The following is a 20,795-nucleotide window of genomic DNA, read 5'->3' as shown; positions in this document are numbered from 1 at the left end:
GGAACAAAATGTCCATTGCAAATATAATCAAATCTATTCAGGATATTATGCGACAAGATGTTGGAGTAGATGGTGATGCCCAACGTATCGCCCAAATAGTATGGATGATTTTTCTAAAGATATTTGATGATAAAGAAATAGAATTAGAAATTATGGAAGACGATTATCAGTCACCACTTCCAGAAGCCTACCGTTGGAGAAATTGGGCTTCTGATGATGAAGGAATGACAGGTGATGATTTATTAAACTTCGTAAATAACGAGCTTTTTCCTGCTTTAAAAGACCTTCCAGACGTTGAGGAAAACACAAGAGGGTTTATTGTAAAAGAAGTGTTTTCCGATAGTTATAACTACATGAAATCGGGAACATTAATGCGTCAGGTGATTAACAAGATAAATGAAATGGACTTCAATAGCTCCGATGACCGCCATCTATTTAATGATTTTTATGAAACTTTCCTAAAGGATTTACAAAGTGCAGGAAATAGTGGCGAGTATTATACACCGAGAGCAGTCACTCAATTAATGGTCGATATGATAAATCCGCAGTTAGGTGAAACCGTATTAGACCCTGCCTGTGGAACAGGGGGCTTCTTAACCAGCACATTAGAGCACTTAAAAAAACAAGCAAAAACTGTAGAAGACCGAAAAATAATTCAAAAATCCGTTTTAGGAATTGAAAAGAAGCCATTACCACACTTATTAGCAGTAACGAATCTGATTTTACACGATGTAGAAGTGCCTAAAATTCATCGGGATAACTCACTGGCAAGACCATTAAGGGATTATAGTTCCAAGGATAAAGTGTCAGCAGTGCTATCAAATCCTCCCTTTGGTGGAGTGGAAGAAGATGGAATTCAAGCGAATTTTCCATTAAGTTACCGTACTAAGGAAACTGCTGATTTATTTTTGGTCCTCATATTAGAAAGATTAAAAGAAAATGGGAGAGCGGCCGTAGTTCTTCCTGATGGATTCTTATTTGGTGAAGGGGTTAAAACACGTATCAAGGAAAAGTTGTTAGAAGAGTGCAATCTCCATACGATTGTGCGACTTCCTAATGGGGTGTTTGCTCCTTATACATCAATTTCAACTAACCTATTGTTTTTTGAAAAAGGAGAGCCAACCAAAGAAGTATGGTACTTTGAGCATCCATATCCAGATGGTCAAAAATCTTATTCAAAAACTAAACCCATCCGAATTGAAGAGTTTGATTTAGAAAAACAATGGTGGGAAAACCGAGAAGAGAATGAGTATGCCTGGAAGGTTACAATTGAAGATATAAAAGCAAAGGGATATAACCTTGACAGTAAGAATCCAAATCAGGTGAATGATACGTTAGAGATGGATTCGGAGACTATATTAGAAAAGATGATTGAAAATCAAAAGGCTATTCTTGAAATGATGGAGTTGCTGAGAAAATGATAGACCAAATGATTCAGTATATTCCACTTACATTTATTTCTTCGTTGGATGACCTTAAGGTTCAAATTAAAAACACAATAATAATGAAACATGTATTGCAGAAATATCAGGATGTTAGGACATTAGGAGAACTATTAGATAGTACACAATATGGTTACACAGCATCTGCCTCTGAAAATGGGACACATAAATTTTTAAGGATTACAGATATTCAAGGTGGAAAAGTAGATTGGAATACTGTTCCGTATTGTGACTGTGAACGTGAAGAAAAGTACCTGGTTAAAAGAGGAGATATTCTTATTGCCCGAACAGGGGGAACGACAGGGAAAAGTTTTATCATTAATGAAGAAGCCCCTTCAAATGCTGTTTTTGCAAGTTACCTTATTAAACTAAGAACAAATGAAAATACGTTGTTGCCTGAGTACCTAAACCTATTTTTAAACAGTTATCTATACTGGTCACAAATTGCGGAAATGAAGTCGGGTTCTGCACAACCAAATGTAAATGCAAATAAATTAAAAACATTAAAGATACCTATTTGTAACATTGAAATTCAGAAGGCACTCATTGATTTTTTTGTCTATGAAAAACAACAAAGGATTAATATAGAGCCGATTGAAAAAGATGCAACCGATACGTTAGAAAAAGTCGGAAATATATATAAGGTTAAGGAATTATTAGGTAATCAACTAATTCATTGTGAAAATTATAAAATAGCACTATTGAGAGAGGTAATTAAAGGTCAATTAGTTGAACAAGACCCAAATGATGAACCCGCTTCAGAGCTGTTAAAAAAATTGCAATTTGAAAAAGAAAGACAAATACGTGAAAAGATTATCAAAAAGGAAAAAAAGTTTTATCCAATTTCAGAAATACCATATGAACTGCCAAAGGGATGGGAATGGGTAAGAATCAATCAGATTGGTGAGTTGTCACGAGGTAAATCTAAACATAGACCAAGAAATGATGAAATGCTTTATAAAGATGGCATCTATCCCTTTGTTCAAACAGGTGATGTTGCAAGAAGCAATGGCCTTATCAATACGTATAGTAATATGTATAATGATGAAGGATTGCAACAAAGTAGGTTATGGCCTAAAGGTACGTTATGTATTACAATTGCGGCCAATATTGCTGATACTGGTATTTTAAATTTTGATGCCTGTTTTCCTGATAGTGTGGTCGGATTTATACCATTTAAACCAATCCAATCTGGAGAGTATCTCCAGTACTTTTTCATGGTTGCTAAGGGTGATTTAATTGAATATGCTCCATCAACCGCACAAAAAAATATTAATCTTGAGATACTAAATAACTTGATTATACCTTTACCACCTTTAAATGAAATGTTAAGAATTGTAAGTAGGGTTAAGAGTCTTATGGAAATGTGTGAGAACTTAAAGGGTGACATCGAAAGAAATATAAAGAATTGTGAACTACTTTTGCAAAGAAAATTACAAGAAGTCTTTCAACTTGATGAACATAAAGATGGGACTTCAGTCTAACAAATAAAAGAGCCGATGAGGCTCTTTTATTGTATTTTTAGCTGTTTGTAATAAAAATTTTTGTAATAGACCTACTAATCGCTGTCCAACAGTATTTAATCAATTCAATCCAATTCCTATCTCTCCTGCATATTCAATGTTTTCATTGGCAAGTCCAACGCAAATAACCTTACTTGTATCCCTTTTTCCACCTTAAATATTGTTTGGAAAGCAAATATATTTAGTATAAAATTATAGGAACAAACGTTTTGTATCTGTAATACGCATTTAGCCATTTTAAGAAAATATGGTGTAAAATACTAAATAGTCAATAACTAATAGGGGGAAAGGATTATGTGGGCTGATGACGCTTCAAAGATAGACATGTTAGCTTATGAACCTTATGCTAACTTGATTTGTGAAATTGCTACCAGTGAACGTATGAATCCTTTAACAATCGGATTGTTCGGCAACTGGGGAAGTGGCAAATCTACTTTGCTTCATCTGATTGAACAAAATACCATGAATCAGACTGAAAAAAAGATTGCAGTTGTTACTGTAAATGCCTGGATGTTTGAGGGGTATGATGATGCAAAAACAGCCTTAATGGAGGCAATTTTGCAAAGTCTTCAAGAAAACCAAACATTTTTCAAGGAATCAAAAGATAAGATTAAAAACCTAATTAAACGAGTTGATTGGATAAGAGTTGGTAGTACAGCTTTAAAAAAGGGCATTCCTTTATCTTTGAGTTTATTAGCGGGAAATCCTTTTCCTATGCTCCTCGGAGGTTTCAAACCCGAAAATTTTGATTCAGAAAAAGAGATAGGTCAGCATTTGGAAAATGCATCTCAAATAAAAAAGGATTACATTAACCCTTCACAACAGGAAAATATCATTGAAAATGTGCGAAAATTCAGAGAGGACTTCGTAAACATAATTCGTACATCCAATATAGACAATTTAATCATTATGATAGATGACTTAGATAGGTGTAATCCCGATAGAATAATAGAAACACTTGAAGCAATTAAGCTGTTTCTTGCTGTAGAAAAGACCACTTTTGTAATTGCAATGGATGAAAACATCATCACTTATTCAATCAAAAGGAAATATCCTCAATTGGATGATGTAGATATAGATGTCTCAAATGATTACATCGAAAAAATAGTTCAGCTTCCTATCAGAATAGCTGAGTTAGCTGAGACCGATATAAAAAATTATATGCTTCTTTTGATAAGCGAAATGTACTTAAGTGAAGATGTATTAAACCGATTAATCAATAAGCTAAGGGATAAGGGTATTTTTGTTAAAGGGGAAATTATAAGCGGGAAAGAGATAGTAGAAATAATCAATGGTGTAACAAGTGCGAATGGAAACAAGTATAAACAGGGCTACAGCCAATCGGATTTTGAAGAACAAATTCAAATATTCAATAGTATTGGAAGTGTAATTGCGGCCACTCTTAAAGGTAATCCACGTCAAACAAAACGATTTTTAAATACATTCTATATGAGAAAACGTCTTGCTGAGATACAAAGGATAGAACTGAATTTATCAGTTTTAGCAAAGTTAATGGTTCTTGAATATACCGATAGGGATTTATTTAGAGAATTGTATCAGTGGCAGTTTGAAAATGATGGAATTCCAAAACCGTTATCAGATATTGAAAATCAGGTATTAAATGAAAGTTTAAATGATGAAGAAAAGCCCCAGACAAGTCAAGAATTAAAAAATAATGCTTGGTTTGGAGACAAAATGAAAAGATGGATTGGTGTTGAACCAACTAATCTATCTGAAGTGGATTTGTCGCAATATTTCTATTTAGCAAGAGATTCCGTTTCAGACAAGAAACTGTTTTCTATAAACTTGAATCAAGAAGAACGGAAGTTTATTAATCAAATCTGTAACGCTACTACTGCTGAAATTGTAAGAAAGAAAAAAATTGAAGAACTAAAAGTAATGGATGAAGTAACTCGAAGCGAAATCGTTAAAGGAGTCATCTCAAAATATAATCAGGACCAAAATTATCATTTATGGGTGCTAATTGAACTATATAAAATGTTCCCTCAATATCAGTCAAAAATCTATGAGGAACTCAAAAAGATTAAGAAAGGCTTAATTACTCCGACTGAAATATTCTTATTCAAACAATTGGACAGTGAAACGTATGAAAAATTAAAAGAGTATTATGTGGAAGAGAAGAAATCGTCTAAAAAGCTATGGGAAATAGGGTGATAAGGAATGGGAACGTCAAAAGGTTATTTACCTCCCACGGGATATTTATGGCCAGAAGCTAAAAGAGATGTAACAGGTATGATTAAAAACGGATTTAGCCCTTCTTCAATAGGTAAAGCAGTGTCAAGTTTTTCAAAGGCAATGAGAGGAGGGGGCAATTCCCACTCTGGGTCTATTGCAAGGGTAGGGTCGAAAGCAGTAAATTTTATTGAAGCTGTAAAGAATTACGGATTTATAGGTGCTTTAGAGAAAGTTGGATTGGCACATTTACGTGGCAAGTCTTCAGAAGGGCTTCGTGCAGGTCTCTTAGAATATTTTGATGATAGTGAAAACGACTTTTACGGTAGTGTTGCTCAACAGAGTATGAGTGAACTTATGCGTGAACTTTTAAAAAGTGCAGAAGATGAAGAGGATTATAATAATATAATTGGTTCAATTGATACTGGTGAATTTATTAGGGAGTTCATCGTAAAATTTATTCAAAACTGTTTTTTTGCTAATTTCGCAGAAAAAATTCTTACGATGTTTGACAAATTGGATAAATATGATAGTGCAGAAAAAAGTGTAAAGACATATATTCGGACATCCTTAGAGTCTGAGTTTACAATAAAGGACATTCAAAAAGTTGACTGGAACGCACAGCAAGGCAATCAAATTATTACCGACAAATGTAACAAAGCATTTGAAATATTATCCGTTTGGAGTGAGACCCTTGTTTAATATATGGATTAACAAGCAAGATGATGATTTAGCAAATAGCGGAAACAGTGCTGAAAATCTTTTAGTGTTTAATCTTTTTGATAAAAACAATAAATCAAATGTAAAGACTGATGCGGAACAACTATGGAGAAGGTTTGGATGTCAATCTTTATCGGACATTAGTGAGGACTTGTTGATAATAGCCATAAGTGTTTTTTGTGCAGATAAAAGAATGCCTCGAAAAAAGTCAACTGATAATTGGACAAGACGTATTAAACTTCACTTGCCTGTTCTTGAAGTAGAAAAATGGGCTATAGTAAAAGATGAACTGGAAAGAACTCTTGGATTTTTAAGTGGCGATAACTGGACATTTGAATTCAGAAAATCAACAAGTAAGCTTAGAGCTAATAAAAAAAATACTAAGTTCAAACTTATCGACAAGGAAAAATTTGATTCTGTAAGTTTGTTTTCGGGAGGTTTAGACTCGTTTTGCGGAGCTATAACCTTATCTGAAAATCAACAAAGCACTTGTTTTGTTGGTTTCAGGGAATACAATCTTTTGACAAGTAGACAGTATGAGCTTTTTAATGAGATTGATAAGGCATACCCTACGTTAAATAAAGAGCTAATTTTGTTTAATGCCAATCCTTTAGCCCCAATTCAATGGAATGGGGAAAAAGCCAGATTGGGTGCTGAAAGTTCAAGTAGAAGCAGGTCATTTTTATTTTTAGCTGGAGCAGTTGCAATTGCATCGATATTAGGGGAAGGAACGCCTGTGTATATACCAGAGAACGGATTTATTGGTATAAATGTTCCTCTAACTGATAGCAGAAATGGAAGTTGCAGTACAAGAACAACCCACCCTATCTTTTTGAAATCACTAAATCAAATCCTAAAAATAGTTGGCTTAGAACATACAATCTCGAATTTTTATTGGGACAAGTCAAAAGGGGAGATTTTAGCTGAGCATAATGAGAAACTTGTTTTCCAGGATAACGCACATAGAACTCTTTCGTGTTCCCATCCTTGTTTATCAAGATACGACAGAAAATATGACAAAAGTATTGAAATTCCTTGTAATTGTGGATATTGCTACCCTTGCCTTATTAGGAGAGCTTCATTCTTAGCGATTGGTAAGGATAATACTGTTTATAATTCAGTATATAAATTAAATAGTGATTTTCTAATTCAATATAGCAATTTGCAAGGTAGAGCAAGTGATTTAAAAGCTGTACTCTTTAGTTTAAGAAGATATTTCAAACATAGAGATGATAGGGAATATATCAGAACACTTTTAATTCGGCAATGTCCATTATCTCTTGATGAAATTAATGCCTATGAGCGGTTATATCACCAATCTATGAATGAATTATTAGAAATGATTAGATATGAAGATGCCCAAAATGAAGGCGGTTTAATGGAATATTTGGGTTTAAAGGATTTAATTGAAGATGTCAAACTTAGTTGATTTTCATATTCATATAGATTATTACAAGAATTATAGGGAAATGTATGATTATTTTATTCAGAACAAAACGTATGCTTTGTTTGTTACAAATATGCCTGAAATATTTGAGAGATGTAAGAAGGAGTTTCCTGAAAACAAGTATGTGAAGATAGGTTTAGGTTACAACCCACAATTATCAAACACGCATCAATTCAACATGAAGCTGTTTGATAAATGGCTTCCGCATACTAAATATATTGGTGAGGTTGGTTTGGATTATTCTAAAGAATTTATTGAAACTAAAGTGGAACAGCGAAGGGTCTTTCAGTATATTTGTAAACGAGCTGGAGAAACAAATAAGATAATGTCGATACATTCGAGAATGGCTGAGAAAGAAACCTTAGAAATTTTAGTTGAAAACGAGGTTAGATTTGTGGTGTTTCACTGGTATTCTGGCAATAAAACACATTTAAAAGAAATAATCGAAAATGGCTACTATCTATCCGTAAATTATTCAATGCTTACATCTGTAAAGGGTTTAAATATAATAAGAGCAATTCCTTTGGATAGGTTGCTTATTGAAACCGATGCTCCTTTTGGAAAATCTGATATAAAAGGAAAGTCATACAACTTACCTGTAATTTATAAGGAATTTGAAGAAAAGCTCCAGATTAAAAACTTTAGTTCCATTATATTTAATAACTTGAAAAGGCTGTTAATTGAGCAACAGCAGTATGTCAAATAGCAAGTTATATCCCTATCATTAATGGATTAAGTAATAATTCCAAACGAGGATATTTGAAAGTGGTGAATAGTAATGGATGATGCATTTGAGCATATACGTAAATGGCAGAAGATGATGAATCAATTAAACCGACACCAAGAAATGATTAGCAAAATGGCGAGAGCCAGTGAATTGGCAAATAAGATGGCAAAAAGTAGTGTAGTATCAAGTTATATGGAACATGCAAGTGCTGTTGGAAAGGTTAGTACACTGGCAAGTGAAGTAGCAAAGAGCGGTATATTAGCGAATGAAGTTGTTAAAAGCGGTTTAATAGCAAGTGAATTATCTAAAAGTAGTCTAATAAACAGTTTTTATAAAGAGCCACTGTGGACAAAAGTAGGCATGATTAACATTCCACGTCATGACTTTTCTCAAATGGCAAGTGCTGTGGCAAGTTTGAGTAAACAAGGTTTAGCTTTTTCAAGTGCATACCAATTTGCTCCCTTTTTTAATCAAATATCTTCTGCAATCAATAGTTCCTTTGTGGAAAATCTAAGTGAATATATTCATGATACAGAGGATGACGTAGAAGAAATAGAGGAACTGTATGAAGAAGATATTCAAGTAGAAATTAAACGGCCACACTTTTTCGACCTGGCTCTTAAAATCAATATTATTCTCGATATAACAGATGCAGAAGTTCAGGAAGGTAAATTGAATGAAGAAGAAGTGAGCACTTGGAAAAAGGTCTTAACCCCAGTTCTTACGATTCTTGGTCAACTTTTTCTTGCTTGGGCAATGAGCGACACCTCTTTGCATGAAACAAATGTCTATAAGAGTGTTCAGAGTATTATTCATTACGTTGAAACAATGGATATAGATTTTGACTACGAAGAACAGCCTGATTCGGAAGCTCAATAATCAAAAGTAATAGTATTGGGGCTTTAATTGTCTATTTTAAATTGAGAATGAGACGGATGAAGCCCTAAGCCTCTCCTTGAACCAGTTTATACACCTGCAACGGAGGAAGCATAATCACTCCACCTTTTTTCGTTTTGAAGTCTATAAAATCGACCATGACCTCTTTATCTCCCTCCGAATAAAATACGTCTTCTTTGATTTCCATGAGTTTTTTTACCTTTTTCTTCCTGGCATTATAGGAAGCCATCATTTCCAATTCGATTATCATTCCAGCCTTCAGGTCCTTTGCTTTTACGAGCATCAGTAGTTCCCCCTCCTAAGCCTTTTGCTGACCTCCTTAACAAAACTTATTGTACCAAGTCCTACTCACCGATACTACGTTTTCAATGTTTGATACCGTCTAACTAAGAAGTGGGATAATTAAAAAGGGTTTAAAATGCAACGCTATTTGAGAAAAAGAAGGGGGGAAGGCAAGAATAAAAATTATGGATTTTTTCTGCTTTAAAACGTCTCAGTCCCTTGTGGCTGTAAGGAGGGATAGGCTTTGCAACTTTCGGAAAACATAAACCTATATAGTCCTCAATAAAATCTAAAATTGATTTGAACATTGCAGGGAAAAGTTATTACGAAATGTCAAAAGACTCTTTCAAAAACCTCGACTATTTTAAAAATCTAAAGTGTAATTGCAAAAAAAATAACTTTTATCAACAGCCAAGCTGTAAAGGGAAAAATTAAATCTATCATTCTTATAAAACAAGGGGTGGAAAAAGTCATTCATCTTACAAAACGTCAAAAGCCTTTTGGGAATACAACATCTATTGAAGTTGTCGTCACTACAATGTAAAGGATAACTTTTACATTTGAATCGCCAGTATGCGATTAAATTAGTACAAATCTAAGTTCACTGAAAACCAAGAACAGTTTAACGAAATATCTATCTATACGAAAAAACCAGTTGAAGCCGAAAATTGCTAAATACCCAAAATTTCAATTTAAAGTTAAACATCTCATAAAGAAGTAATGAAATAGCTGTTACTTGTAAAATATTAGGTAAGACGTTGTTCGACACAAATGCTATATTTTCAATTGACTTTCCGAATTATACTTTTTTCAACAAGCAACATTAGTCAACGAAGGAGGAAGTATAAATTGGAAAATGTAGTAGCAACAAATATATTTGACGATTTAAAAAATCAAATTTTCGATAGAAACAAATGGAATAGCAAAGTGTTTTCAGTTTATGGGTACGAGGCTGGAGCTGGAAAGAGCAGGAGAACACAACAGTATTTAGCGGAAACAGAAGACAGAGCGTTATACGTGCAAAGATTTTCAAAGGATGGGGAACTGGATGCTACTGCAGAGCGTATTAATTCACTGGCTGGGAATGAAATTGCAGTGGCATTTACAGGTGAAGATACGAAAAAGAAAAGGGCAAGAAAAAGAGCAATCGAGGCAAGGACTCTTTGCATTACCCATAAAATGTATTCTAATATCTGCAGAGGAGACCATCAGGATTTAATAGCAGATAGAAGGATTTTAGTAATAGACGAATACCCAGATTTGTTGGAACAGATTTCTGTAACAAACAAAGAGATAGGGCAGTTATGGACTGAAATATTCCAATATGGTTTTGCTGAAACAGATGACCTTGCCAGTCTATTAAGAGAAATGGCGAATAAATACTCGAATGATTCAGAGGTTCTAAAAAATAGGGAAATTGTATTCGTAAGTTTCCAATCAGACAAATATGACAAATACAAAGAGGTCATCGAGCAATTGCTAAAAAAGGTTGGGCAGACAAAGAGGAATGAGCAAAAGGAATTGTTGTTCAAGTTCCATCAGATTTTGAATAACGGTTGTTATTTCTATGAAGGGGCATTTCACACTTTTGATTCGACACCTAAATTTGCAATGTTAGATTGTAACATCATTTTGGATGCCAATTGGTTCGATTATCGATATTCCCTTTCGACCAAATTCAACGTTATCAAACAGTCAAAAATATTCGATTATTCACAGGCAGAATTTTATCATTACGATTTAAATACCAGCAAGAAGGCGTTAAAGAACTATATAAATCTTACAGAAAAGTCATTAGAACGAATAGATTTGAAGGATAGTAGTGGGGTACTGTTCATTACGGAACAAGGGCAAATGGAACAAGTTGAGAAAGGAATCGAGACCTATTTCAATGACACCTTGAATGGGATACAAGAAACATTGGGAGTCCCCATATCTACAGATTACTTCGGCAATTTAATTGGAAAAAATAATTACCGCAATTTTAATACAGTTATTGTACAGAAAACCCCGAATTTTAACTATGGGACATATGCCCTCACCAACTTTTTCTATAAGTATCATGAAAACCTTCCAACTGATAATATTTCTATTTTCCAGGATGAAGATGTTGAAAAAATTAGATTATCAACGATTTCAGGGGAGATATATCAAGCAATCAGACGAATTGCTCGTGATAATCCTGCTGATGCCAAGATTCATTTATTTAATAGTAATCAAGAAGTGATAGATATGGTGCTGGAGCAATTGCCAAACATCCAATATCATAAATGCCAAATTGATATAAATAGAATAGGGAAAGTTAAGGGAGCAAAAGAGGAAAGGAAAAAGGAGCCAACTCAGTTTGATGAAAAGGTGGAAGAGGTTAAAGGCATTCTTACAAACCTTCAGCAATCAGGTAAATCCTATATCAGAAAGAAAGAAGTTCGGATTCAAGTAGGAATAAAGGATGGTGCGAATTTTTCAAAAGTATTGGATGTGTTACGGCCATTTCTACAAATCAATCAAATTAAAAGCGAGGGGCAAAAGCTCATTTTCAGCTAATATCGAAATTTTAAAGGGTGTCTTTATGGACATCCTTTCTCTGTTAAATGAGAAATAATTGTATTGCATGTTCGTTTGGTTACAGGGGCAGGTAAAAGTGTCATCGGTAACAGTTGAACTGCAGTCGTCTCTAAAAAATGATAACAATACCTGCTATAGATATTTCAAATCCAACTGTAATAGTAAAGCAATCCTTTATTAGTAAATCACTGGTTGGTTTAAAATGAAAACCCCGACTTTTACATAAGCCAAATGGATAAAGAAAAAACAACATCTAAACGAAAAGTCAGTGGTGCTATTATCCATTTGCTTTGTTTTATACAGTTCCTTTTTATAAGCATATGGTATTGATGTTACAGCAATATATTGAATGTTAATAGGTATTTTATTTGTGCTATGGCATTTTGACAGACAGGTTTGATTCTTTTGGTAACAAAAGAGCCTTTTTCAATAGAACAATGATTTTTTTATAGATGTAGTTGCCAATATATTTGTTAAGTCCCAGTGGCGTTTACAATGTACTATAGCTTTGGGATATCAGCCTTTTATTATATTTGTTTTTTCTATGAAGGTATTTGACATTGCGTCAGATGGTTTGGATTTGATGCAGTTCTATTGCAACAAAAGGGCTTTTGCGACATTTCAATAGATAAGCGAAGGCTGTATGTAAAAGTTTTCTGTTTTATTGAAGACCTTAGATTTTTTGGAAGAATAGAATCTTATTTGTGTGCTATTGGCACATTGTAAAGTGATTCTACAGGATGTTGTTTCATTCATTATGTGGAAGTGCTCAAAAAGTTGTATGAAAATCAATCACTCCATTATACAAGAATAAAAATAATACAACTTTTCGATAAATATTTTGACTTAATTCAACACAATTTCTTTCTCATACGAACGTGCAGAACAACATTTCAACGAATTAGTCTAATAAAATTAGTGGGTGTAAAAATTACAACAGAATAGTATTTGAAACATATTTTTATAGAGTTGAAGTGATAGGAAGGAAAGTTGTCATGCGAGGTTGAAGGTACTCGAACACTATTCGACCACTTTTCAAATTCAGACGACTGTTAAATTGCTACTATTAGGTTATAAGGAAATAACCAATGAAAGGAGCTGATAAAATGTCCATAGGACATATTAAAACAGACATCGACCAATTGGAAAGAACGCTGTTCATTCATTTACTTCAACCACTGGCGATAGAAGAGTTGGAGCAAATGCAGGAGAAAGTAAAAGAGTTAAAAGAAGCATTTTTATAAACTTGCTTTGAAGGCATTAGCGTTGAGGAACTGGAAGAAATGCGATTTAAGTTAGCGGAAATTAGTTGCAACATAATTATCGCTTTAAAAGAACGGTTGCATCTGAATATAGTAGACGATATTAGAAATCTCGAAAACTTATATAAAACAGCTTAATGAAAAGAAGGGGGAAGAAATAGGTGAAAAAAGATATGAACGGACAGAACCTTTTTGCAAGAGATTTTAAACAATTAGAGGTTTGGAAAAAGGCGGTGTCATTAACAGAAAAAGTTTATAAATTAGCGAAAGGATTTCCGAAACATGAACAGTACGGTCTAAGGTCGCAAATCGAGCGTAGCTCCAGTTCGATTTCATGCAATTTGGCGGAAGGACAAGGATATGCAGGTATCTTTCCTAATCAAGAAATCCACTTCTACGCAATTGCGAACGGTTCTGCATACGAGGTAAGAGCACAGATAGAGCTAATTTATCGGGTCGGCTATGTGAATTTAGAAACCTATGAGGAGTTAGAGAATGAAGTTTGCCAGATTATCAAAATGCTTATTTCTTTAATTAAGAAGGTGAAAAGGGAGATTGCTTAAGTGCTATAAAATATGCTTCCCATGCCATCGCTAATTCACTTCAACTATCTATAGTAAATTGGATTATTAATATTTTTTTAGAAAAAGTATTGACGAATAACTATAATCTATGTATAGTATGTCCATAGGCAATGGAAATAGAGTTGTTGCCTAAAAAAGATTTTTTGAAACTAATTCATACATTTTTAAAAATGTATTATTATCTGATTTCGGTAAGAGGCCGAATCTATCTATTGTAACTTCATATAGGTTTTGAATATATCCTAAAGGATTTTTCTTTAAGGTTATTTATTCCTATGTGTTATTTACAATAAATAGATTCGGTCTTTTTGTCGTTCCTTGAAAAATTGATAATGGAAACTCTTTTATTGTATTGACCGCTATTGGTCAGGATTCAACAAGGAACAGGTCTTTATTCAATAACAACGTATAGAAACTACGGGAATTTTAAAATTGGAGGAATAAAAAATGGGATATCAAGAATCATTTATTAAATTCAAAGATGAAAAAACTTTGGTACAAGAATGAGAAGATATGAGAAATATGAAAAGGATAGCGACCTTGTTCGCATTGTATGCGTAGATAGGGTTAAGAAACAAGTTTTCCCCTTTAATGAAGGTGATTGGTAGCAGTGGTTGGAGGAGATAGAGGTCAACAAAGAGATAAGAAAAGATTACAAAAAGAATTAGGCATTAGAAATATTGTGGATATAGTATTTTTTGTTGATAATCCGATTTATTGGGAAATGGCGGAGGATAAGGGCGTTTGATTTACAGATTTTTTGAAGGAGCACTTTATACAACTGTCAAAGGGTGAATATGAAGAATTCTTAAAATAATCTATGGGATTCAATAATAAAGAATTTTACTAATATGAGGAGGAAATAATTATGCAAAACCAAGTAATCACAAGAGGAAATGATTTTCAAACTTATTCAATTGGTGGGGGATTAGAATTCGATGAAAAACAGATTTCGTTTTTCATCGGTAATCAATACGAAGCGGCCAAGTTAGAATTACAAGGTCTTTTTACTACTAATGAGGTTTGGATTATTGTAGATAGTCTTAATGGAATGCCATATTCTTCAGAACAGTCGGCAAAATTCATTGTAAATGAGTTTGTTGAAGACTATATCCAACATGGTATTGCCGAAGGATTATTAGATTTTAAAGATAGCTTGTTACTAAATAAGTTGCAAAGATTAACGGAATTTCAGGCATTTAGCATTTTAAAAATGGTCTCTGAATTCCTTGAGACGGATTTGGATGAAGAATTAGACCAAGACAGTGAGGAACTATTAAACGGAATCTTCCAGATATCTGATAGTGAAATGATTATTGATGATGAAGAAGAGTGTTGCGATAGTGAGTTGGATAATTTTGAACTTAGCTGGGAATTAGGGTTTCAAAAACTCCGTCATATTGGTACGATATTCGCACTTAAATTCGGAATATTCATTGCTGTTAGATTTGATGAAGGAGAATTCACTTTATACGAAGACTGTGAGAATTGTGGAGAACTTCACTTCTTAGAATCGTATTCAATCCATGAATTAATAGAATTAGATGTGATGGAAGAAGCCAAGTATTTGATTGAAGAAAATTTTACAGATGAAGATTAATAGCAAGAACAAAGAGTTTGGGATTAACTATCCCCGTCTTATAACTGAAACTTTAGTCATAAGTCGAAATGAATTTTAAGGAGGAATAAATTTATGCAAAATGTAGTAATTGAACACGAATTTACAGTTGATTTTCTTGATTTTGAACCTGAGTGGAAGGGATTTAATCAATTTCCTATGGAAACAGAGCTTGATGATTATTCTTTCAAAGCTAAACAGATGGTGTATATGCTGAATGAAGTTTATCAAGGAACAAAAAGAGAACTAAAAGGATTTTTCAATTTGAATGAGGCAATGCTTATAGTCAATGCGTTTAATGGATATTTATATTCTTCTGAATTACTCAATAAAACAGTGTTAGTTGCTAATGTAGAAGACGATATTCAAATTAATTTGGCTGATGCATTATTTGGTGTTGATGCCGATAAGCTATTGAAGAAATTGACTCAACTAACAGAGTTCCAGGCTTTTACGGTAATAAGAATGGCTTATGAATATTTGTATTCACGAGAAAGAAAAGCGATTGATACGGAAAATCAGAACGAAAAGCTATTAAGTGCAATTTTTAATGTTGAAGAAGATGGGGACCTTTAATGGTCTCCAATGATTGAACTTCAATTAGAAAAAAAGATTGATAAAATATTAAATTTAGATTGAAAAGGAGAATTTTCATATGAATAAAGTAAATAAGAAGGAAAACAACATGGGACTTGGGCAAATGAGACAACGATTAGCGTTAGAAAGAATAAATCATCTTTCAGCATTATTATGTTACAAATATGGTTTAGATACTGTAGTCTGCCAACATGTAAATAAAAAAGACTTTGCTATTTTTGTTATCTGTGAGTGTTGCGGTGAAATGGAGCATTTTGTTACGTATTCTTTGGAACAGCTTATAAAAATTAATGTACAAAGTGAAGTTATGAATCTAATAGAGAACTCTAATAAGGTAAAATTAGCTGTAGAATAAATCACTTGCAAAATAAAGTAACTAAATGGTTTTGTTTATAAATTTTCTGTTGAACATTTGTAGTGATATTAAAGACATTGAAAGTTATAATTTTATTGCAAATCCTTTGAACCAGCTATAATCTATAGTTAATAAGAGTTCTACATGTTATAAATTTCCAAACCCTTATAGGCATCTTGTTTTATAGGTATTTTCCACTTTTAAAAAAAAGAGGGAAAATATCATATAAACAAGATGCCTATTGTTTTTGCCTATAAACAAGAAGGAACAGCATTAAGAGGGTGCTGTATGCTATGTATTTGTATTAGGGAAGCAAAGTTATTGTGTACACCAATAAGCCAATAATAAGGGAGAGAAGCTAATGGCATTCGAGAGAAATAAAAAGAGCAGTAATCCGAATTTTGGGAGAAAGATGTCTGTTGCTGATATGGGACATCCAATTCAAAAGGAAAACAAAATAGCCCTGGATTTATTAGATGAAATGGATAAAACGAAGTTTGGTTTTTTTAGAATTAAAGGAGAGAAGAGGATTTGAGAATAACCTCGTTATTTGCAACAACCACATTTAAACTGCTACTTGAATTTGACAGTAGTGAGTATCGGCTCTTGGATATCAAGCAATTCCTTCAAAGTGATTTAGGGAAACTTAGAGAAATTAGAGAGGACATTAATGTATTCTGCTCAATAGAAATAGATAAGGACTCTGGGACAGTATTGTTTTGTAATGGCGTAGATTTTGATACGGAAATATTATATACGTCCTCAGTCAGCCTTGAACATATTTTTGGAAATAAAGGAGGAAGATGATAATGGGAAAATATCTTCAGATGGGAATTTGTTATAGAGTGGAAGTTGATAAAAATAGATTGGACAAGTTAGGAGTTACTCTTGAAAAATTGGCGATTGAGTTAAATAAACATTTTGACTTATCTCTTTATGATTTAAACGAGACACAAGAAGAAATCATTTTTGAAATTAAAGAATCTGTAGTATTAGAAGAATTGCAGGAATCTCTGCGATATCAATATTCGATGTATCCCCAAGAACAGCCATATACTGATTGCTTTGAATCAACTGTAGAAACAATCGGAGGATTATCGTCATTTCAGGAAATAATACAACTTGCAGAAGAGGGAAATTTCCCTTGCTTTCAATCCAATGTTATTACCGATGAAATTAAGATTTTGGCTTGGAATTGGTTGGAGATTGAAATATCTATGTTCGTATTCTTTGTTGAAGGAAAGATATTTATGGAAGGATATGATTCCTTCTTGAGATATATTGAAAATAATGTAAGAGAATCGAGCGGAAAATGGGGAATTGCTGGAGCATTTAAATGTTTCATAAATTAATGTTCTGATTAATAATAGAAGAAACTCGAAAAAAGGGTGAATATAAATGGAAAAGCGATGGGCAGTTGAGTGTTGGGGAAATCTCGGTATTACAGAAGTATTTTACACAAGGAGAGAGGCAGAAGCCTACTTTCTTAGCATTAGGAAGAAACTGGATAGTAGTAAATATATCATTACCAGAGATTCTATTGTAGATGTAAAAGATAGTAGTAATGCTGTTTATTTAACTAACCTCGATGAACTTGAGTGAATAGTAGACCAATCATCTAACATGTTTACTACTACGGAAAAAGATTTTGTTGTGCTCAAGACGAACGGGAGTGGCAATGATGGTGACAAGTGCTTCAGAATTCCAGTGATAATTGAGATATGAAATGAAACGGAATTTTCGGAAAGGAAAAAGCTATTTAAATCCAACACTTATTTAAGGAAGATGTAACCCATCTTCCTTTTTTACAAGTCTTTTTGGTGTTCATAACAATAAATTTTTCCTTGGAATTTCTTATTAGATAAACAGAATGATTTAACTTTATCAGACACAGCTTTCTGACATACTGCACACTTGTTTTCATCAGTTGTCTTATCAAAATTGTTCTTCTTTAATTGTATGCTTTCAATATGTTGTTTTCTAATTGATTCGTCTAAAATATTGGAATTATAGAGAGAGTTGTATATCAGTTCAATATCATCTTTCATTAAAATAGGATTTTTGTATTGTAATTTAAGCACAGCGACTTTTCTATTAATAAATTCAGTCAATTCCACATCATAAATTACTAATTGATTAGAATGTATCTTTCGTAATTCTTCTTCAATTTTAAAAGTACATCTCTTTGTAAAGGAAACCATGGAAACAAAGTATTGATGGTAGTTCCCATCGATAAAATTTTTAAGTGCTTGAATGTGACCATAATTCTGCAATAATGGATTCAAAATTTTGAACTTACCATTAATCAACCAGGTTTTTCTATCTTTTCCTCCATAAATAGTTCCCTGATAATTCTTTGTCTCGATTACAAATAATCCATACGGAGTAATGATAACGTGGTCAATTTGAGAGAATCCTGTTGATGATTTAGGATTTCTAATTAGCAAGTCACTTAAATACAAATACTCTTTGGGAAGTTGGGATAGCTGGATGTCGATTTTGTATTCTCCCAGTTCACCTTTTCTAACTGCAGTCCGTTCATTCTTTATTTTTGTTGCCTCATTGTTTGTCCTTGTTACAGTGCTTGAAATTTTTTCCTTATCATTACTTGTGTTGTTGTTCTTTTTATTTTTAAATAGAAAATCTAAAAACATGATTTGCCTCATTCCTATTGGAAATAAACTTCTATATTTTTATATCGGCATAAACAGAGCCATTTGTACAACCTTTATAAGAAACGTTATGCAAATTTTAAAATTCAATATTATTGGATTAAGAACGAATATTACTCCATGACATTATGTAAAGTCATGAATGTTGATATATTAAGGTTTCTTCATTTTACCAAATTTCTCTTGAGTTTAAATATGACATAATATATACTACAGATGCATTAAGTAATATTAATATAGAGGTGACTCGTATGAACGTAGTTAGCCCGATTAGAGATAAAAAACAATTAGAACTCATGAAAATGTATCTAAGAGAGAAAAGCAAAAGGGACTATTTAATGTTTATGGTTGGCATTTCAAGTGCTCTTCGTATCTCAGATATTTTGAAATTGAAAGTCGAAGATATTTGGGATGGGAAAAAGCCAAAAGAGTTTATTAAGCTCCATGAAGAAAAAACAGGAAAGTATAAGAGATTTCCCATTACAGAAAATTTGCAAAAGGCAATAAAGGAATATATAAAAGAATATAATCCAGAACAAGAAGCCTTTTTGTTTTTTAGTCGAAAAGGAGACAGGCCAATTACCAGACAACAGGCTTCCTTAATCCTTTCAAAAGCAGGAGACTTCATTGGGATTAAAGAACCTATATCAACCCATTCGTGTCGTAAAACCTGGGGGTACTGGGCTTACAAAAGTGGAGTATCACTTGCCCTTATAATGGAAGCATTAAATCATTCGAGCATTGCAAATACAAAAAAATACCTGGGAATCACTCAAGAAGATTTAGATGATGTTTATATGAATCTCAATCTGTAAAGTCAGATACATATAAAATAGAAGAAACTCGTTAAATATGGTGAGGGTATCATGATAATCTTGGTAGTTATATTGTCCTGCTATTTACGAATTATGATGCTATTTATTGAATAACATGATTAGCATTGATAAAATAGAGTCGTAGTAATCTTAAAATAATATTTTGGATTTAAAAAAGATAAAATAACCATATAGGGAAAGAAGCATTTTGTATTTAGGTGTTTAATTGGTAAAAAAAACCGATTAGATTGCCGATAATACGAAATGCTTCTTTTTTTGCCTATAGTAGTTTTTTAGGGGGAATATGATGGAAGCGTTCAATCAATCAAAAAGAATAAAAAAATTATTAAAAGAAGGAAGGGGGCAAGGGGCTGGAAAAGATTATAAACCTTGGACTACAATCTCGGATTTCTCCAGTAGGGGAAGAGCCTCAAGGGCTTTCGGCATTAAGACAAAGCGAATCCATCATTTGCAATCGGATAATCAATTGCGTTTTTTTCTCATATGCGAGTGGAACAGTAATGTGCTGGATATACGTGAATCATATCCACTGCTCGATGTCATGGAAGTCATTGATAATAAGGAAAATCTCCGTTTCGATAAATTTTGTGATAAGGAAACTGGTGAACAATTAGTCATCTGTACAAATTTTCTTTTAACAGTCAAAGAGCCAGATGGTAATGAGAAATTGATTGCAAGAACTGTTAAGAATACTTCCGAATTAAATAAGAAGATTACTTTAGAAAAACTTGAAATAGAACGGAGATATTGGATGCAAAAGGGTGTTGAGTGGAAGCTAATTACTGAAAAACAGTTGCCAAGACAGGTTTGCAAAAATATCGAGTGGATTAGAGAAACTCTATTGGAAGGCGGAGTGGCAGATAAAGAATCAATGACCCATGTTCTGCTTACTTATCTATTAAATAATATGGAAACTCCTATAAAGGAGTTGCTGAAAGAGTTTGATAAATCAGAAGGGGTTGCCGATGGAATGGGACTATACCTCTTTCGTTACTTGATTGCAAAAAAAGACATAAAAGTGAATATGACAGAAAAGATTAATCTTTCTCAAAAAGCAAGAGATATTCTTTTGTAG

Annotated in this window: 22 protein-coding genes; 20 read left to right on the top strand and 2 right to left on the bottom strand. The window is 33.1% G+C overall.

Translation table 11 applies throughout. The annotated features are described in order from the left end of the window. The first annotated feature begins 8 nt into the window (after window positions 1–8). From DBX25_RS15890 to DBX25_RS15860, 7 genes are all read left to right on the top strand, one after another. Window positions 9–1,421 (top strand): type I restriction-modification system subunit M, encoded by a 1,413-nt coding sequence (locus DBX25_RS15890; RefSeq protein WP_108671779.1) that lies wholly within the window; start codon window positions 9–11, stop codon window positions 1,419–1,421. A gap of 8 nt (window positions 1,422–1,429) precedes the next feature. Beyond that, window positions 1,430–2,926, top strand: coding sequence for a restriction endonuclease subunit S (locus tag DBX25_RS15885; RefSeq protein WP_170110137.1), 1,497 nt, complete (start codon window positions 1,430–1,432; stop codon window positions 2,924–2,926). A gap of 333 nt (window positions 2,927–3,259) precedes the next feature. Next, a complete protein-coding gene (locus tag DBX25_RS15880) occupies window positions 3,260–5,140 on the top strand; it encodes a KAP family P-loop NTPase fold protein (RefSeq protein WP_108671777.1) in 1,881 nt (626 codons plus the stop codon). Window positions 5,141–5,146: 6 nt separating this feature from the next. Next, entirely contained in the window at window positions 5,147–5,860 is a 714-nt protein-coding gene (locus tag DBX25_RS15875; RefSeq protein WP_108671776.1) for a hypothetical protein, read from the top strand. After that, window positions 5,853–7,307 (top strand): Qat anti-phage system QueC-like protein QatC, encoded by a 1,455-nt coding sequence (qatC, locus tag DBX25_RS15870; protein ID WP_108671775.1) that lies wholly within the window; start codon window positions 5,853–5,855, stop codon window positions 7,305–7,307. Before DBX25_RS15875 ends, qatC begins: the two co-directional genes overlap by 8 nt. Continuing rightward, on the top strand, window positions 7,291–8,031 hold the full coding sequence (locus DBX25_RS15865; RefSeq protein WP_108671774.1) for a TatD family hydrolase: 741 nt from the start codon (window positions 7,291–7,293) through the stop codon (window positions 8,029–8,031). Before qatC ends, DBX25_RS15865 begins: the two co-directional genes overlap by 17 nt. Window positions 8,032–8,103: 72 nt before the next feature. Next, window positions 8,104–8,931 (top strand): hypothetical protein, encoded by an 828-nt coding sequence (locus DBX25_RS15860; protein WP_108671773.1) that lies wholly within the window; start codon window positions 8,104–8,106, stop codon window positions 8,929–8,931. A 64-nt stretch (window positions 8,932–8,995) separates the two neighbouring features. On the opposite strand, the gene DBX25_RS15855 is transcribed toward DBX25_RS15860, so the two are convergent. Beyond that, window positions 8,996–9,232, bottom strand: coding sequence for a hypothetical protein (locus tag DBX25_RS15855; RefSeq protein ID WP_108671772.1), 237 nt, complete (start codon window positions 9,230–9,232; stop codon window positions 8,996–8,998). Window positions 9,233–10,080: 848 nt separating this feature from the next. Between DBX25_RS15855 and DBX25_RS15850 the strand changes: the two genes are divergently transcribed. The 11 genes from DBX25_RS15850 (at window position 10,081) to DBX25_RS15815 (ending at window position 17,814) form a co-directional block, all read left to right on the top strand. After that, complete coding sequence (locus DBX25_RS15850) at window positions 10,081–11,775, top strand: hypothetical protein (RefSeq protein WP_108671771.1); 1,695 nt, start codon at window positions 10,081–10,083, stop codon at window positions 11,773–11,775. Window positions 11,776–12,902: 1,127 nt separating this feature from the next. Continuing rightward, on the top strand, window positions 12,903–13,040 hold the full coding sequence (locus tag DBX25_RS20700; RefSeq protein ID WP_157950993.1) for a hypothetical protein: 138 nt from the start codon (window positions 12,903–12,905) through the stop codon (window positions 13,038–13,040). Between the two features lie 179 nt (window positions 13,041–13,219). Further along, window positions 13,220–13,621, top strand: coding sequence for a four helix bundle protein (locus tag DBX25_RS15845; protein WP_108671770.1), 402 nt, complete (start codon window positions 13,220–13,222; stop codon window positions 13,619–13,621). A 631-nt stretch (window positions 13,622–14,252) separates the two neighbouring features. Further along, on the top strand, window positions 14,253–14,390 hold the full coding sequence (locus DBX25_RS20695; RefSeq protein WP_157950992.1) for a hypothetical protein: 138 nt from the start codon (window positions 14,253–14,255) through the stop codon (window positions 14,388–14,390). Window positions 14,391–14,510: 120 nt separating this feature from the next. After that, the gene (locus DBX25_RS15840) at window positions 14,511–15,242 is read left to right on the top strand and encodes a hypothetical protein (RefSeq protein ID WP_108671769.1); all 732 of its coding nucleotides are present in this window, start codon (window positions 14,511–14,513) and stop codon (window positions 15,240–15,242) included. Window positions 15,243–15,335: 93 nt separating this feature from the next. Beyond that, window positions 15,336–15,836, top strand: coding sequence for a hypothetical protein (locus DBX25_RS15835; protein WP_108671768.1), 501 nt, complete (start codon window positions 15,336–15,338; stop codon window positions 15,834–15,836). 79 nt (window positions 15,837–15,915) lie between these two features. Further along, window positions 15,916–16,212, top strand: a complete 297-nt coding sequence (locus DBX25_RS15830; protein ID WP_108671767.1) for a hypothetical protein — start codon at window positions 15,916–15,918, stop codon at window positions 16,210–16,212. A 361-nt stretch (window positions 16,213–16,573) separates the two neighbouring features. Continuing rightward, entirely contained in the window at window positions 16,574–16,747 is a 174-nt protein-coding gene (locus DBX25_RS20690; RefSeq protein WP_157950991.1) for a hypothetical protein, read from the top strand. Continuing rightward, window positions 16,744–17,019, top strand: coding sequence for a DUF2442 domain-containing protein (locus DBX25_RS15825; RefSeq protein WP_108671766.1), 276 nt, complete (start codon window positions 16,744–16,746; stop codon window positions 17,017–17,019). Before DBX25_RS20690 ends, DBX25_RS15825 begins: the two co-directional genes overlap by 4 nt. 2 nt (window positions 17,020–17,021) lie before the next feature. Then, a complete protein-coding gene (locus tag DBX25_RS15820) occupies window positions 17,022–17,564 on the top strand; it encodes a hypothetical protein (RefSeq protein ID WP_108671765.1) in 543 nt (180 codons plus the stop codon). Between the two features lie 46 nt (window positions 17,565–17,610). Further along, complete coding sequence (locus DBX25_RS15815) at window positions 17,611–17,814, top strand: hypothetical protein (protein ID WP_108671764.1); 204 nt, start codon at window positions 17,611–17,613, stop codon at window positions 17,812–17,814. Between the two features lie 203 nt (window positions 17,815–18,017). Here DBX25_RS15815 and DBX25_RS15810 read toward each other — a convergent pair whose 3' ends face one another. Continuing rightward, entirely contained in the window at window positions 18,018–18,866 is an 849-nt protein-coding gene (locus DBX25_RS15810) for a nuclease-related domain-containing protein (RefSeq protein ID WP_108671763.1), read from the bottom strand. A gap of 269 nt (window positions 18,867–19,135) precedes the next feature. On the opposite strand from DBX25_RS15810, the gene DBX25_RS15805 reads away from it, so the two are divergent. Then, the gene (locus tag DBX25_RS15805; RefSeq protein ID WP_108671762.1) at window positions 19,136–19,699 is read left to right on the top strand and encodes a site-specific integrase; all 564 of its coding nucleotides are present in this window, start codon (window positions 19,136–19,138) and stop codon (window positions 19,697–19,699) included. A 304-nt stretch (window positions 19,700–20,003) separates the two neighbouring features. Continuing rightward, on the top strand, window positions 20,004–20,795 hold the full coding sequence (locus tag DBX25_RS15800; protein ID WP_108671761.1) for a TnsA endonuclease N-terminal domain-containing protein: 792 nt from the start codon (window positions 20,004–20,006) through the stop codon (window positions 20,793–20,795).

Source organism: Peribacillus acanthi, assembly GCF_003073175.1.
Lineage (GTDB): Bacteria > Bacillota > Bacilli > Bacillales > DSM-1321 > Bacillus_BN > Bacillus_BN acanthi.
This window is presented reverse-complemented; position numbering and strand designations above follow the sequence as displayed.